Source organism: Kocuria sp. TGY1127_2 (assembly GCF_013394385.1).
Lineage (GTDB): Bacteria > Actinomycetota > Actinomycetes > Actinomycetales > Micrococcaceae > Rothia.
Map to the genome: position 1 here is coordinate 1 of NZ_AP022834.1, position 16,292 is coordinate 16,292.

Annotated in this window: 13 protein-coding genes and 2 tRNA genes; 12 read left to right on the forward strand and 3 right to left on the reverse strand. The window is 59.1% G+C overall.

What is annotated here, in order from left to right; all coding sequences use genetic code 11:
- From dnaA to sake_RS00020, 4 genes are all read left to right on the forward strand, one after another.
- On the forward strand, positions 1-1,692 hold the full coding sequence (gene dnaA, locus sake_RS00005) for a chromosomal replication initiator protein DnaA (RefSeq protein WP_129358274.1): 1,692 nt from the start codon (positions 1-3) through the stop codon (positions 1,690-1,692).
- Positions 1,693-2,128: 436 nt separating this feature from the next.
- Entirely contained in the window at positions 2,129-3,253 is a 1,125-nt protein-coding gene (gene dnaN, locus sake_RS00010) for a DNA polymerase III subunit beta (RefSeq protein ID WP_178945175.1), read from the forward strand.
- A 12-nt stretch (positions 3,254-3,265) separates the two neighbouring features.
- A complete protein-coding gene (gene recF / locus sake_RS00015; RefSeq protein ID WP_178945176.1) occupies positions 3,266-4,489 on the forward strand; it encodes a DNA replication/repair protein RecF in 1,224 nt (407 codons plus the stop codon).
- On the forward strand, positions 4,486-5,121 hold the full coding sequence (locus tag sake_RS00020) for a DUF721 domain-containing protein (RefSeq protein WP_129358277.1): 636 nt from the start codon (positions 4,486-4,488) through the stop codon (positions 5,119-5,121). Before recF ends, sake_RS00020 begins: the two co-directional genes overlap by 4 nt.
- Here the strand turns inward: sake_RS00020 and fdhD are convergent.
- Positions 5,112-5,966, reverse strand: a complete 855-nt coding sequence (fdhD, locus tag sake_RS00025; protein ID WP_129358278.1) for a formate dehydrogenase accessory sulfurtransferase FdhD — start codon at positions 5,964-5,966, stop codon at positions 5,112-5,114. The two genes, sake_RS00020 and fdhD, sit on opposite strands and share 10 nt — an antisense overlap.
- A gap of 6 nt (positions 5,967-5,972) precedes the next feature.
- The gene (locus sake_RS00030) at positions 5,973-6,293 is read right to left on the reverse strand and encodes a DUF6457 domain-containing protein (protein ID WP_178945177.1); all 321 of its coding nucleotides are present in this window, start codon (positions 6,291-6,293) and stop codon (positions 5,973-5,975) included.
- A gap of 400 nt (positions 6,294-6,693) precedes the next feature.
- On the opposite strand from sake_RS00030, the gene gyrB reads away from it, so the two are divergent.
- From gyrB to sake_RS00055, 6 genes are all read left to right on the forward strand, one after another.
- Positions 6,694-8,721 (forward strand): DNA topoisomerase (ATP-hydrolyzing) subunit B, encoded by a 2,028-nt coding sequence (gyrB, locus tag sake_RS00035; RefSeq protein ID WP_129358280.1) that lies wholly within the window; start codon positions 6,694-6,696, stop codon positions 8,719-8,721.
- A 92-nt stretch (positions 8,722-8,813) separates the two neighbouring features.
- On the forward strand, positions 8,814-11,486 hold the full coding sequence (gyrA, locus tag sake_RS00040) for a DNA gyrase subunit A (RefSeq protein ID WP_129358281.1): 2,673 nt from the start codon (positions 8,814-8,816) through the stop codon (positions 11,484-11,486).
- Between the two features lie 116 nt (positions 11,487-11,602).
- Positions 11,603-12,067, forward strand: coding sequence for a DUF3566 domain-containing protein (locus sake_RS13350; protein ID WP_255411240.1), 465 nt, complete (start codon positions 11,603-11,605; stop codon positions 12,065-12,067).
- Positions 12,068-12,164: 97 nt separating this feature from the next.
- A tRNA-Ile gene (locus tag sake_RS00050) sits at positions 12,165-12,238 on the forward strand.
- A 28-nt stretch (positions 12,239-12,266) separates the two neighbouring features.
- The gene (locus tag sake_RS13355; protein ID WP_238147494.1) at positions 12,267-12,386 is read left to right on the forward strand and encodes a DLW-39 family protein; all 120 of its coding nucleotides are present in this window, start codon (positions 12,267-12,269) and stop codon (positions 12,384-12,386) included.
- A 5-nt stretch (positions 12,387-12,391) separates the two neighbouring features.
- A tRNA-Ala gene (locus tag sake_RS00055) sits at positions 12,392-12,464 on the forward strand.
- 156 nt (positions 12,465-12,620) lie between these two features.
- On the opposite strand, the gene sake_RS00060 is transcribed toward sake_RS00055, so the two are convergent.
- Positions 12,621-13,925, reverse strand: a complete 1,305-nt coding sequence (locus sake_RS00060) for an MFS transporter (protein WP_129358283.1) — start codon at positions 13,923-13,925, stop codon at positions 12,621-12,623.
- Positions 13,926-14,062: 137 nt separating this feature from the next.
- On the opposite strand from sake_RS00060, the gene sake_RS00065 reads away from it, so the two are divergent.
- Positions 14,063-14,812, forward strand: coding sequence for a helix-turn-helix transcriptional regulator (locus sake_RS00065; RefSeq protein WP_129358284.1), 750 nt, complete (start codon positions 14,063-14,065; stop codon positions 14,810-14,812).
- A gap of 192 nt (positions 14,813-15,004) precedes the next feature.
- The gene (locus tag sake_RS00070) at positions 15,005-16,285 is read left to right on the forward strand and encodes an inorganic phosphate transporter (protein ID WP_129358285.1); all 1,281 of its coding nucleotides are present in this window, start codon (positions 15,005-15,007) and stop codon (positions 16,283-16,285) included.
- Positions 16,286-16,292 lie beyond the last annotated feature (7 nt).

Below are 16,292 nucleotides of genomic sequence, written 5' to 3' on the forward strand. Positions count from 1 at the left end.
GTGAGCATTCAGGGCAACAACGAGATCCAGTCCCAGTGGGACGCGTGCATTACGGATCTTCAGGCAAATGCCGCCATCGCCCGCCGCTTGCGTGCTTTTCTTCCCCTGGCCAAGCCACAGGGGCTCTTCGGCACCACGTTGATCGTTGCTGTCCCCAACGAATACACCCGCGGAATCTTCCAATCAGATATTCATCAGGCGTTTAAAGAGGCCATCTCCAAGACCTTCGGCGAGGACATCACCGAAGCATTCGTCATCGACCCTGAGATGGATGTCTCCGAGTCCACGTCGGCTGCCCCCGCGAAGACGCAAGATCAGAAACCCCAACCCTCAGAACAGTCCGCACCCCAGGAAAACCAGACAACGAGCTCGCCTGCTTCCCGGTCCCAGCCTGAACCGTCTCTCAACCACGAGAATTCAGTGACCGTATCCGGCGTTTCGATTCCGCCGATCAATGAGCTCGAAGCCGAACGAGGCCACGCCACGTCCCATACTTCGCCCGTCGACGTCCAGCACACGGACGAAGCCAGCGCCCCTCGTATCAAGAGGGACGACGTCGAATTGCCGGCGCCTCGAGTTGATCCTCCCCGCCAGGAACGCAATATTCCGCGCGACTCATATGACCGGACTCAGGATGACATCGAATGGGACAGCTCAGCACGCCTCAACGACAAGTACATGTTCGATACTTTCGTGATCGGGCAGTCCAACCGTTTCGCTCATGCGGCGGCGCTAGCCGTGGCCGAGAACCCGGCCAGCGCGTATAACCCGTTGTTCATATATGGAGACTCCGGGTTGGGCAAGACACACTTGCTCCACGCAATCGGTCACTATGCCAAACGCTTTTACCCGAATCACCGCGTGCGGTACGTGAACTCCGAGGAATTCACCAACGATTTCATCAACTCGATTCGCGATGACGAGGGGTCCAGTTTCAAGCAGATCTATCGGAACGTGGATCTGCTTCTCATTGACGACATCCAGTTCTTGGCGGGCAAAGAGCACACGCAGGAAGAGTTCTTCCACACTTTCAATGCGCTGCACAACCACAAGAAGCAGATCGTGATCACCTCCGATCTGCCGCCCAAGCAACTGTCCGGATTCGCAGAGCGCATGCGTTCCCGTTTCGAATGGGGATTGATCACTGACGTACAGCCTCCCGAGCTGGAGACACGTATTGCGATCCTCCGGAAGAAGGCTCAGAACGAAAACCTTGATGCTCCCGGGGACGTCATGGAGTACATCGCATCCAACATCACCACGAACATCCGTGAACTCGAGGGTGCTTTGATCCGTGTGACGGCGTTCGCGTCGCTGAACAAGCAACGGGTCGATCTGCCTCTGGCCGAGTTGGTGCTCAAGGATCTGATCACCGATGACGGCGTCCCCGAAATCACTTCTTCTGCGATCCTGGGACAGACCGCGAACTATTTCGAAATTTCCTTGGAAGAGCTCCGCAGCAAATCACGTAACCGTACTCTCGTGACGGCCCGCCAGATCGCGATGTATCTGCTTCGGGAGCTGACTGACATGTCCTTGCCCAAGATCGGACAGGAATTCGGCGGCCGTGACCACACCACCGTGATGCACGCGGATCGGAAGATTCGAAAGCTCATGGGGGAGCGTCGTCAGATCTTCAACCAAGTCACCGAGCTCACCAACAGGATCAAACAGCAGCAGCGCGAAGGCTGACCTTTATCCACACTTCCGCGGGATCACGCGGCAAGAGCTGTTTATTAACACCTGTGGATAAGTTTGTGGAATAAACCCCAAAATCTGTGGACCTTAAGGGGACGCAGAGGCAGAACCTGTGGAGTCGGCTCGCGGGCCCTCAAATCTCTGCACATCCCGTCCACCAGGGTGATCGATTTAACCCACATCCTGTCTACAGCCTGAACCCTGTGCCGGCACCGCTTAAGGCACTTATCCACAGTATCCACACGGGTTATTAACACTACCCATCGTTTAAAGAGATCATTCCAAATAACAAAACTCTGCTCCGAGTCCTGCCGGCGGAACCGGATGAGTCGCCCACCGAAATCCGTAATTACAAGAATCCTATGGAGACTCCGTCTCCGGTAGGCTCTATACAAAGACCCACCATCTTCCAGAGAGGGACTTCGCGCACGTGAAATTCTCAGTTGACCGGGACGTACTGGCCGAAGCCGTCACATGGACGGCACGTTCTCTCTCGCCTCGTCCGCCCGTACCGGTTCTCTCAGGCCTTCTGATTAAGGCTTCGGGTAACGAGGTCTCCATCGCGAGCTTCGATTACGAGACCTCGGCCAAACTGAACATTGCAGCCGAAGTCATTGAAGAAGGCGAAACGCTTGTTTCTGGTCGTCTGCTCGCGGATATCTGCCGTTCACTGCCCTCGGCACCCGTGGAGTTGGAAACCCGCGATTCCAAGGTCTATCTGAGCTGTCGTTCCTCGAAGTTCAACCTGGCAGCCATGCCGGTCTCCGAATACCCGGATCTCCCCGCACTTCCTGAGATCTCCGGAACCGTCGATGGCGCAGCTTTCGCACACGCAATTTCTCAGACCATCGTGGCAGCTAGCAAAGACGACACTCTTCCGATCCTCACGGGCGTACGTGTGGAAATCGAAGGTTCAACCATGACCCTTCTGGCCACGGATCGATACCGCCTTGCGATGAGAGAACTCACGTGGGAACCCACTGACCCGGAGATTTCCACGGCTGCTCTTATCAAGGCCAAAACGTTGAACGAGGTCGCCAAGACCCTGGGCAATGCTGGCCAGATGAACCTTGCGTTGTCCGATTCTCACGAATTGGTGGGCTTCGAATCGGGTGGACGCCGCACCACGAGTCTTCTGGTCGATGGCGAATACCCCAAAATCCGTTCTCTTTTCCCGGAGCAGACGCCGATTCATGCCGTCGTCAAGACCTCGGAATTGGTGGAAGCAGTTCGTCGCGTGTCTTTGGTGGCCGAACGAAACACACCCGTTCGTCTTGCCTTTTCACAGGGTCAGCTTGCGTTGGATGCGGGTACGGGAGAAGACGCCCAAGCCAATGAAATACTCGATGCCCGACTCGACGGCGACGACATCACAGTTGCTTTCAACCCGGTCTACTTGAGTGAAGGCCTGCACGCATTCGGAAGCGAGTACGTGCGATTTTCCTTTACGACGCCGCCCAAACCGGCCGTTTTGTCCGCTCAAGAGGACCCCGAGGGTGAAGACGGTAAGGACTACCGCTACCTGTTGATGCCCGTGCGCCTACCGAACCAATAAAGGAGCCGCGAGGTGTATATAGATCACCTCTCGCTCATGGACTTCAGAACCTACGGGTTCTTGGATCTGCCATTGACTACCGGACTGACTGTCATGGTCGGTCCCAACGGTGTGGGAAAAACCAACATCGTCGAGGCTGTCGATTACAGCGCAAATTTGGCCTCGCACCGTGTCAGCAACGATTCTCCGCTCATCAGGGTCGGAGCCGACCGGTCCTACATCCGTTCCCGAGTGATCCGGGGCCATCAGCAGACAGTCATGGAACTCGAGATCACCCCGGGCAAAGCCAACCGGGTTCGTATCAACCGCGCAGCTCCGGTTCGCGTCCGAGAAGCCCTCGGGATTTGCCAGACGGTTCTGTTCTCTCCGGAAGACCTTGGACTCATCAAGGCAGAACCTGCCGGTCGTCGTCGTTTTGTCGATGATCTTGCCGTTTCACTTCGCCCAGTTCTGGGCGGATACCGTGCCGACTACGAAAAAGTTCTTCGTCAAAGAAATGCCCTTCTCAAGTCCCTCCGCAAACGAGGGCCGGGCAGGGCTTTGGGCGAGGACGAGCAGGCAACGCTCGATGTATGGAACGGCCAGCTCGTCAATCTCGGGGCACGCATCATGCAGGCACGCTTCCAAGTCCTTGCGGGACTGTTACCCCAAGCCGACCGGGCGTACGAGCAGCTCACGGACGGCGGCAAGAACCTCGGTTTCGTCTACGAATCTTCGTCTCTAGGCCCCCGGGACGGGTCTGACATCGTGTCTTTGGCACGAATCCCGTTGCTTGAATTAGGCGCAATGATCGAATCCGCGCTCGAGGAGCGAGCCCCGGAGGAAATCGAACGCGGGATGAGCCTTGTCGGTCCGCATCGCGATGAAATCACGCTCATGCTCGGAAATATTCCTGCGCGAGGATATGCTTCCCACGGGGAGACATGGTCCTACGCTCTGGCCTTGCGGCTTGGCTCCTGGTACATGCATCAAGCGGATCATGACGATCCATCTGCATGCCCCATTCTGATCCTGGACGACGTCTTTGCTGAACTCGACGCCACACGTCGTGCCCGACTCGCGAAGATCGTATCCGGCGCCGAACAAGTGCTCGTGACCTGCGCTGTCGAACAAGACCTCCCGAAAGAGCTCGATGCCGCTCGCCGTATTGTCAGGGTCAGCCCTGGTCAGGCGGTCGTTGCCGAAGACGTGCATGTCGAGGAGGACGTGTCTCAAGGCGGTGACCCCGAAGAATGACACCTTCCCGTTCGGACGATGTTCCGGAGGAGGCCACCCGTCGGTCCCTTGAACAGAACCAAATCGACGCTCCGGCGTCGCTATTGCAACGACTGCGCACCGCAGCCAAAGAACGGGGTGAAGGCCGACTCACGGGTAATGCCGCGAAGAAGGTTATACGCGATTTTGGTGAGATCGTCTCTGCCGAACCAGGGCAGTCCACCAAGAGGCGGTGGCGCGAAGAAGGCTGGGACCCCCGGACGCTGGGAGGATATACGGGTCCCGGGAAATCCTCGCGCGATCCGCAGGGTCTGGGGTCGGTGATCAACCACATGATCGCTTCACGTGGATGGAAAGAACCGGTCGCGGTCAGCAGTGTTCTCGCCAGATGGTCGGACATTGTGGGGCCTTCCATCGCGGCCCATTCGACACCTGAGAACTATGAGAACTCGGAGGTCGTGATTCGGTGCGACTCGACGAACTATGCCACTATTCTGCGCACCATGACGCCGCAACTGATGCATACCTTTGAATCAGAATTGGGCCCCGGAATCGTGACGAAGATCAGCGTTTTCGGCCCGAACGTTCCCACATGGCGCAAAGGACGGCGAGTGGCCCCTGGCGGCCGAGGGCCACGAGATACCTACGGGTAGGCGAGCTCCGAGACGGGCAGGACCCGGTGATCCCCGCTGTACAGCACAAACCGATTGCCCCGGACGAAACCGGCCAAGGTCATGCCCGCATCCTTGGCGAGGTCAACGGCCAGAGAGGACGGCGCAGAAACCGAAGCCAACATCGGTATGCCTGCCATGGCCGCTTTCTGAGTCAGCTCGAAGCTGGCTCTTCCCGAAACCATCAGAACGTGCTGACTGAGCGGAAGTTTCCCATGCAGGAGAGCCCAGCCCAAGACTTTGTCGACGGCGTTGTGGCGTCCTACGTCCTCTCGAATAGCGACCAATTCCCCGGTCTCACCGTTGAAAAGGCCAGCGGCGTGCAGGCCGCCCGTGCGGTCGAAGACTTTTTGTTTGGCCCGCAGGATTTCCGGCATTTCGAGCACGAATTCCTCGGACAAGCGCAGAGGATCCTCGTCAACCGGGAACAAGGATTTCTGATGCACCTGATCGATGCTCGTTCTACCGCACATTCCACACGCGCTCGACATCACGACGTTGCGTTCCTGGTAATGGAAAGGGGGCAAGACCCAAGGTTGGAGGACGACGTCGACGGTGTTGTCCCCGTCTTCGGCACCCGGGCCGAAGTCCTTGCGGCAGTACCTGATCGACGAGACCTGCTCGCCGTCGGTAATCACACCTTCGCTCAGCAGAAAACCCGCGGCGAGGGAGAAATCTTCGGTCGGGGTACGCATGGTCACCGCGAGGCGACGCCCGTTGACGCGGATCTCGAGCGGCTCTTCGGCAGCGACCATATCGGCACGCGCTTCTCTGCGGCCGTCTTGATCCACTCGAATGACCCTGGTGCGGGATTCACTACGACTCATGAAACTCTATTCACCTGCATCCGGATCGATCCCAGCTTGGCGCTGGGTCCGGGCGACGAGCTCTCTGATCTGCTCGGACAATTCTATGAGTTGCTCTTCTGCCGGAACGGCGGCCTCGGCGGAGTTGGATTGAGCAGCCAAACGCAACCCGAGAGCCACCCCCACAAGGTACGAGCTCGTGGGTGCGCCCGGTCGAACGATTCCGTGAGCCACGTCCTTGGTCATCTTGAGAATCGGTCCCGGAACCACGACGTCGCGCGGCAAATCGAGCTCGTCGGCAACCATCTCGAGCCATTCCACAAGGTCAGGCAATTCTTGGTCGGTCATATCGAGCCTTTCTTCGTCCTTGATGGCCACTTTAACCCTGCAAACATCCTGATGGGAGGGGCGGAGTCCAGGAATCAGCCGTGCCCGGCCGGATCAACCGCCTCAATCGGCCTCTCTTGGGTCCAGCCTTCCGAGAGTGTGGACCCACATGCGCGAGGGGCAAACCGCGCCAAAGGCCCATCGCGGGCCTGTGAAAGCCATAGCCCTTCTCGGAGCATGCTCTGAGCTGAGCGATATGGGCCCTGTGAAGGGCGAAGTCCGGTAGAATGTTCAGTAGATCAAAAAGGTGGCCAGCGCAGCGTCCCGATTACATCACTATGTTATCGACTTCGCGCACCGGCCCGCCATCCCCGGACCGGGCCCTTCGAGGCGCCTGGAAACTAGGAGCTGAAACCTCAAAGTGGCAGCCGAAGAAAAGCACGAATATGGCGCGAGCGACATTACGGTCCTCAAAGGCCTGGAAGCGGTGCGCAAACGTCCCGGCATGTACATCGGTTCCACCGGTGAACGCGGATTGCACCACCTTGTATATGAAGTCGTAGACAACTCCGTCGATGAGGCGCTCGCCGGGTATTGCGATCATATCGAGATCACTTTGTTGGCCGACGGCGGCGTCAAGGTCGTGGACAACGGGCGCGGAATCCCCGTGGACATGCACCCCACGGAGGGCAAGCCGACCGTCGAGGTCGTGATGACGGTTCTCCACGCCGGCGGCAAATTCGGTGGTGGCGGCTACGCCGTTTCGGGCGGTCTGCACGGCGTCGGCATTTCCGTGGTCAACGCGCTTTCCACTCGAGTGGTTACCACGGTGCGAAACCAAGGCTACGTCTGGACCACGAGTTTCCATGACGGTGGCATCATCGATGAGCCTCTGACCCGCGGGGAAGAAACCACCGAGACCGGTACGCAACAGGTCTTCTACCCTGACCCGGAAATCTTCGAATCCGTTGAATTCGATTACGAGACCCTTCGGGCGCGTTTCCAGCAGATGGCTTTCCTCAACAAGGGGCTCCGCATCACCCTGACGGATGAGCGAGAGGCCGCTAACTTCGAAAACGAGGTCGCCGAGGAAAAAAAATCTGCCGAGCCCAAGATCAATCAAGAGGGCACCACGGCCGAGGGGTATCGCGTCGTCGTATACCAGTACGACGATGGCCTCCTCGACTACGTCAAATTCCTGAACGCCAGCCAGCACACCAACGTGATCCACGAGGACGTCATCTCCCTGGAAGTTGAGGACAGCGAGAAAAAGCTCTCGCTCGAATTGGCGATGCAGTGGACCGAGTCCTATAAGGAATCGGTCCATACTTACGCCAACACGATCAATACTCATGAGGGCGGAACCCACGAAGAGGGCTTCCGTACGGCACTGACCTCTCTGATCAATCGGTACGCGCGAGACAACAAACTCCTCCGTGAGAAGGATGAGAACCTCACCGGAGAAGATGTCCGCGAGGGATTGACCGCGGTGATATCGGTCAAGATCGCCGAGCCTCAGTTCGAGGGCCAGACCAAGACCAAACTCGGCAACTCGGAGGTCAAGACCTTCGTTCAGCGCGAGGTATGGGACCAAATGGGGGACTGGCTGGAGCGCAATCCCAATGAAGCGAAGGACATCGTCCGTCGGTCCATCACCGCCGCTCAGGCTCGCATGGCCGCTCGTAAGGCGCGCGAGACCACTCGCCGCAAAGGCCTGCTGGAATCCGGCGGAATGCCGGGAAAGCTCAAGGATTGCTCGTCCAAGAACCCGGAGATCTCAGAAATCTACCTCGTAGAGGGTGACTCCGCGGGTGGTTCCGCCGTTCAGGGGCGTGACCCCGAGCGTCAGGCGATTCTTCCGTTGCGAGGAAAAATCCTCAACGTCGAGCGCGCGCGCCTGGACCGGGCACTGTCCAACGCCGAGGTCCAGTCGATGATCACCGCATTCGGCGCGGGCATCGGAGAGGAATTCAAGATCGAGAAGGCTCGGTACCACAAGATCGTCCTCATGGCCGACGCCGACGTCGACGGCCAGCACATCACCACACTTCTACTGACGCTGTTGTTCCGCTTCATGCGCCCGCTGATTGAGGCCGGTTACGTTTACCTTGCGCAGCCTCCGCTGTACCGGATCAAATGGTCGAACGCCCCCGATGACTACGTCTTCTCGGATGCGGAACGTGACGAGGTTGTGGCCCGCGGATTGGCGAACAATCAGCGACTGCCCAAGGACAACGGCATTCAGCGCTACAAGGGTCTGGGCGAGATGGATTACACCGAGCTCTGGGACACGACCATGGATCCCGAACACCGGACTCTGTTGCAGGTGACCATGGACGACGCCGCCGCGGCCGATCAGGTCTTCTCGGTGCTCATGGGCGAGGATGTCGAGTCCCGCCGCGAATTCATTCAGAAGAACGCCAAGGACATCCGGTTCCTCGATATCTGACCGAATCCAAATATTTCAACTAGGGAATATTGCGGATCAAAGGCCCGGTATCGAGCGACTGAAGACTTTCATCAGGACGGAACACAAGAAACATGAGTACCGAAGACAACGGTTCGAATCAGAATCCTCAAGAGGGCGAACCCATCGAGGGTGAGATCGTAGACAGCGACGCGGAGGCGACCCCCAAAATCGCGGATCGCATCGAGCACATCGACCTCCAGACCGAGATGCAACGGTCTTACCTCGATTACGCCATGGCCGTCATCGTCGGTCGTGCACTGCCTGACGTCCGCGACGGCCTCAAGCCGGTTCACCGACGCGTCATCTACGCGATGTACGACGGTGGGTACCGGCCTGATCGTTCTTTCAACAAATGTGCCCGCGTCGTCGGTGAAGTCATGGGGCAGTACCACCCGCACGGCGACTCCGCGATCTACGACACTCTCGTACGTCTGATCCAGAACTGGATCATGCGTTACCCGCTTGCGCTGGGACAGGGGAACTTCGGCTCCCCCGGTAACGACGGCGCCGCAGCGCCTCGTTACACCGAGTGCAAGATGGCACCGCTCGCCATGGAAATGGTGCGGGACATCCAAGAGAACACCGTCGATTTCCAGGACAACTACGACGGAAAGAATCAAGAACCGGTCGTCCTTCCGGCTCGATTCCCCAACCTCCTGGTCAATGGTTCCTCCGGTATCGCCGTTGGTATGGCAACCAACATCCCACCGCATAACCTCCGAGAGGTAGCGGAAGGCGTTCAGTGGTACCTCGAGAATCCCGAGGCATCCGACGAAGAGCTGCTCAATGCCCTGATTGCGCGTGTCAAGGGGCCGGACTTCCCGACGGGCGCGCAGATCCTCGGGCACAAGGGGATCGAAGAGGCCTACCGGACGGGCCGTGGATCGATCACCATGCGGGCCGTCGTCAATGTCGAGGAGCTTCACGGGCGTACTTGCCTCGTGGTCACGGAATTGCCTTACCAGGCCAATCCCGACAACCTCGCCATCAAGATCGCCGACCTGATCCGCGACGGCAAGATCAGCGGAATTGCGGATCTGCGGGATGAAACCTCCGGTCGCACGGGTCAACGCCTCGTCATCGTGCTCAAGCGTGACGCCGTGGCCAAGGTTGTTCTCAATAACCTGTACAAGCACACCCAGCTGCAGGAGAATTTCTCGGCGAACATGCTCGCGATCGTCGACGGCGTTCCGCGCACGCTGTCGCTGGACGCATTCATCCGCCACTGGGTACAGCACCAGATGGACGTCATCGTCCGCCGCACGCAGTTCCGACTGCGCCAGGCGGAAGAAGAGGCGCACATCCTCCGCGGCCTCCTCAAGGCCTTGGACGCCCTGGACGAAGTCATTCAGCTGATCCGCAACTCCTCGACGGCCGATGATGCCCGCACGGGACTCATGGAGTACCTGGACATCGACGAGGCGCAGGCGCAGGCGATTCTGAACATGCAGTTGCGTCGTCTCGCGGCCCTGGAACGCAAAAAAATCCAGGACCGTCACGACGAGCTCATGCGTCTGATCGAGGGATACAAGGAAATCATCGCTTCCGAGCAGCGTCAGCGCGACTTGATCTCGGAGGAAATGCGGGACGTTGTTAACCGTTACGGCGATGACCGACGGACCCAGATCCTGATGGGCTACGACGGAGACATGTCGATCGAGGATCTCATTCCCGAAGAAGACATGGTCGTCACGATTACCCGGGGTGGTTACGTCAAGCGGACCAGGATCGACCAATACCGTTCGCAGCATCGCGGCGGTAAGGGCATCCGGGGGGCGCAGTTGCGCGGCGACGACGTCGTTGAACACCTCGTCGTCACCACGACGCACAACTGGATTCTGTTCTTCACGAACTTCGGTCGCGTGTACCGCACGAAGGCCTATGAACTCATCGAAGCGGGTCGCGACGCCAAGGGTCAGCACGTGGCCAACCTTCTGGCCTTCCAGCCAGGAGAGACGATCGCCCGTGTGATGGCTCTCCGGACGTACGAGGACGCGCCATACCTGGTCTTGGCGACAAAACACGGCTTGGTCAAGAAATCTCGTCTGAGCGATTACGACACCAACCGTACCGCCGGCGTCATCGCGATCAATCTGCGGGACGAGGACGAGCTGATTTCGGCTCAGCTCGCGCATTCCGACGACGACCTCATGCTCATCTCGCGCAAGGGCCAGTCCCTGCGTTTCACCGCGACCGACGAAGCGCTTCGCCCCATGGGCCGCGCGACGAGCGGTGTGACCGGCATGAAGTTCCGGGACGGTGATGAGCTCCTCGCTGCAAATGTCGTGAGCGATGATTCGTACGTGTTCGTGGTCACCGAGGGCGGCTACGCCAAACGGACCAAGGTCGAGGAATACCGCGTCCAAGGGCGTGGTGGACTCGGTATCAAGGTTGCCAAACTCGTCGAGGACCGTGGCGACCTGGTCGGAGGCCTGATCGTTGGTGCCGACGACGAAGTCCTGGTAGTCATGCAGTCGGGCAAGGTAGCTCGGTCGCTCGTGTCGGAGGTGCCCGCAAAGGGTCGTGACACGATGGGCGTAATATTTGCCAAGCCCGGCAAGAACGACAGGATTCTTTCCATCGCTCGAAACCAGGACAAGGGTATTGACGAGGGCCAAGAGATCGCCGAAGACGGAACGGTTGAGGTGCTCGACGCCGAAAATGAAGTACCGTTGGACAACGGTAGTGAACAGACTGATACCCCGGCCGAGTCGGAATCTTCATCACACGGAGGTAGTGAGTGAGCACCAATAACCCTGGTAACGCGGCAGGAAGACCCTCCACGTCCGCCAGCTCCTCTGCGCGAAAGCCCGCGGATAATCGCCGCAAGCCAGCCGCCAACTCCAATCGTGGTGACTCGGTGACAGCGACCAAGTCTGCACCATCCAACGGACCCGCCAACGGAAAGAAACGACCGGCGTCTTCGGGAGGTCGGCCTTTGGTTCGGCCAGCGCCGCGTTCCAAAGTCCGCCGTGCCCACTTGACAGTGGCCAAAGTGGATCTTTGGTCGATTGCCAAGCTGGTTTTTCTTCTCTCCGTTGCCGTAGGCATCGTCGTCGTGGTGGCAACCGTGATTCTGTGGCTGGTATTCGACATCACCGGTATCTTCGGTGGAGTGGACTCGGTCCTATCGATGCTTTCCAGTCAGGGCAATGCGGTATCGATCACGGATTACCTGTCCTTGGGCCAGGTGGCTCTCTATGCGACAATCCTTTCGATCGTGAACGTTGTTCTCATGACGCTCCTGGGTGTCATCTCGGCGTTCCTGTACAACATTGCGGCTAGACTGGTGGGCGGTATCGGAGTGACCCTCACCGACGACTGACAGACGTGGTGTCTTCTCCTGTGGGGGAGGTCACCGAAGGTGAATTTGGCCCGGGCGGGGTAGTCATGTAGTGTTTTATCTCGGCCCAAGGCCAAAGGGGCGTATAGCTCAGACGGTTAGAGCGCTTCGCTGATAACGAAGAGGTCCCAGGTTCAATTCCTGGTACGCCCACAGAATCCTTTCCAAGGAGGAGGTTCCCATGAGGAAGATCCTGGCAGCCCTCGCGGCTGGTACGGTAGCTTTCGTGGTAACCAAACGTGTGAAGGATTCTCAGGAAACCAAGAGAACGTGGAGTACTTCCACCGACAAGGTTGACTGACCTGCGGGGGCGTGGCGCAATTGGTAGCGCATCTGCTTTGCAAGCAGAGGGTTAGGGGTTCGAGTCCCCTCGCCTCCACCGAATGAATGAGGACCCGGCATTGAGCCGGGTCCTCATTTTTGTCTCAACGCCGCGGCGGAGCAGCGGACCTGGTTGCTGTTCCGGCCTCAGGCGCAACGCCAACCTCCGGAACAGCAACCACGCACCGACGTTGCGCAGTAAACCGCAGACGGTCTAATACCGGCCGATGTGGACCGGCCGGCTGGCCATCGCACCAGCTAACAACTGGGCGATCAAGAGCAGGCCCAGAACAATCAACGGAACGGTCCACGTTCCGGTCAGGGAATGCACCGCGCCGATTCCCAGCGGCCCCAGGCCCGCCAGGAGGTAGCCGAAGCCTTGCGACATCGTCGAAAGATGCCCCGTGTGGTGAGTATCCGGTGATCGCCACACGATGTACGTCAGCGACAAGCTGATGGAAGCACCTTGGCCCAACCCGAGCAATGTCATCCAAACGTAAGGGCTGGACAGCGGTGCCAGACCGATTCCGAGATACGCGCTACCAGTCAGGAACACGGCGACCGCCACAGGCAACCAGCTGGGGCGTATACGTTTTGCGATCGTCGGTGTCACCAGAGATGCAACGATGCCCGGGAACGCGGAATAAGACAACATCCATCCGGCCGATCCGGCATTCATGCCTGCATCCTGAAACATCGTCGGGACCCAGGTGAGGGTTGTGTAGTAGCTGACGCTCTGGAGGCCCATGAGCGCCGTGACCGCGATGGCAACAGGGCTCGTGAGGATTGACCGGAACTTTGGTTCCCCGTGTTCGGAAGGGGCATCTGCGACGTCGTGGCCCTGCTTCATGTGCCCCGGCGAACGAAGCATCTGAGGAATCCAGATCAGGGCCGCGAGAAGCGCCGGGACGGCCCACAGGGCCAAGGCCAGGCGCCAATTACCGCCTGTGAGAGGCAACATCGGCACGGTGAGGCCCGAAGCCACTGCAGCCCCGACGAACAGAGCCGTCGAGTACAGGCCCATCATGAGGCCAGCGCGATGGGAGAAATCCTGTTTGATAGCCGGTGGCATCGCGACGTTTCCGATTGCGATGGCGGCTCCGATGATCGTGGTGCCGAGGAAGAGGCTGACCAAACTTGGGTGCAGGCGCAGCGCAATCCCCAAAGCCAACGCAATCATCGTGACACCGAGCAATCGATGCATTCCCAAGCGTCGTGTCAGGCTCGGCGTCAGGAAAGCGAACACACCGAACGCAAACACGGGGATCGTCGTCAGTAAACTCGCCGACGTCGCGGACAAGCCCAGAGAGGACCGGATCTCCCCAAGCACCGGACCGATCGAGGCGACTCCGATACGGAGATTCAACCCGATGAGAATCAAACCGACCCCGAGGACAACCAGACTCCACGCGCCTCGGGCGGACTCGGGCGGATCTTCCACTTCCCAAGAATTCGGTGGTTCTCCGCCGGGGATCGGGGACTCAGCGGTGTCCTCCGCCTGGTGAGTACTGACTGACATAGGTTCCTTTCGGGCGAGGTGCTCATGGGCAGCTCCATGGACGACTCCGGCTCAACGGTCGGAGACATCGCAGTGATGCAGCTTCAACCCATTCCACGCTCGTGCACCTCGGCAGGCAACCGATAAACTGACGCCTGATGCCTGAATCCCGCCATACGATGCTCAGCCCTGAGCAGATCCATCTCCTGGGCCACGACGAGCACACCCCGGCTCACGTCCACGGAAGGGGACACATCGTCTACCCTTCGACTGGAGTCCTATCGATGGTCACCGAAGACGGCTCCTGGATCGCACCACCGAATCGGGCGGTATGGATCCCCGCAGGTTTCACTCATCAGCACCGCGCACACGGGGCTACCGACATGAGGATCGTTTTCATGTCCCCGGAGTTGGCCGGCCTTCTTCCCGAACGACCGGCGGTATTGGCCCTGACCGCACTGGCCAGGGAGGCCGTTCTTGCACTGACGGAACCTTTCACGCGATCGACCGAGAGCCGGGATCGGCTGAGGCGAATAATCATCGATGATGTCAGTGCCGCACCCGAACAGCCCCTTCACCTTCCCGAACCGCATGACGATCGCCTGCTGGCGGTGACCCACCTCGTCGAGCGCGACCTGGCAAGCCCCGCCGCCTTGGCGAGTCTGGGGCGACGAGTGGGCGCGAGCGAAAGAACCCTGAGTCGCTTGTTCCAACGGGAAACCGGCATGAGTTTTCGGCAGTGGCGCACTCAGTTGCGGATCCACAGATCTCTTCTGATGCTGACGGAAGGGGTCTCGGTCGTGGACACGGCGACGGCCTGCGGATGGTCCAATCCGAGCGCGTTCATCGACGCTTTTGACTCGCTGGTGGGTCAGACTCCGGGCAAGTACCAGCACTCGTTGGGCTGACATGTCACCGGTATCCGCGGATCGACGTCGTCGTACGATTCAAGACGTGCAGGACGCAGTCTGAAGCAGAAAACGTCAGCTGTCCAGCCTACCCAGCACCATAGTTAATCTCACAGCTTTCGGCCGCGATGTTAACCTTCTGTTCACGTATTCACCTCCGGGACTTCAGATACGCGTCGGCATAATTCTTATGTGGCACCTGAACTCATCATCCTCGCAATTGTCATCGTCACGGCATTGGTCTTTGACTTCACGAATGGCTTCCACGACACCGGCAACGCCATGGCCACGTCGATCGCGACGGGCGCTCTCAAGCCGAAGGTTGCGGTCGCTCTCTCTGCGATTCTGAATCTCGTAGGTGCTTTCCTATCCATCGAGGTCGCCAAAACGGTGGGCAAAGAGGTCGTGAACCTCGAACTGACCTCCGGCAGTGACCTGATGATCATTGTGTTCACGGGGCTCGTCGGTGGTATCACCTGGAACCTTTTAACCTGGCTTTTGGGGTTGCCGTCCAGCTCATCCCATGCGCTCTTCGGTGGTCTGATCGGCGCGACCATCGCTGGTCTTGGCCTCAGCGGTGTCCTGTGGACCAGCATCGTCGCGAAAGTCATCGTCCCGGCCGTTGCGGCCCCCCTTGTCGCTGGCATTATTTCTACGGTGGGCACCGCCTTGATCTACCGTCTGACCCGCAGCGTGGGAGACGAACAAAAAGAGCGTGGTTTCCGGTGGGGACAGGTGGGAACAGCGTCGCTGGTCTCCCTCGCCCACGGAACCAATGATGCCCAGAAAACGATGGGCGTGATCTTCCTGGCGTTGGTGGCTTCCTCGGCCATCGATCCGAACGCCGACATTCCCTTCTGGGTCAAACTGACGTGCGCCGCAGCCATTGCCCTGGGAACTTACCTGGGTGGCTGGCGGATCATCCGGACTTTGGGCAAAGGTTTGGTTGAAATCGATTCGCCTCAGGGCATGGCTGCCGAAGGCGCTTCCGCAGCCATCATTCTGACGTCCTCCCACTTCGGTATGGCCTTGTCCACAACCCACGTGGCGACCGGTTCGATTCTGGGAACCGGCCTCGGGCGGAAAGGTGCCGAAGTTCGTTGGTCAGTAGCCGGACGAATGGTCGTCGCGTGGATTATCACGATCCCCGCGGCGGCGATCGTCGGAGCCGTCACCTGGTTCCTCGGTCACATGGTGGCGATGATGACGAACGACCTCGTGGGCGCGCTCGTGATTTTCGCATTGCTCCTTGGCCTGTCCGGATACATGTGGCACCGGTCCCGTCAGTCGCCCGTAACCCACGACAACGTCAACGACGAATGGCAGGGGGAGACGCCGGCTGCCGACGGAGCGGCAACGGAAGCCATCAACTCGGAGAGCACCCTGACCGGGACCATGGTTCATGTCAAAGTGGGCGAGATGATTGGTCACGAGTCACGCGGTGGTGCCCGCAAGCACTTCTCTCACAAGTAACCACGGA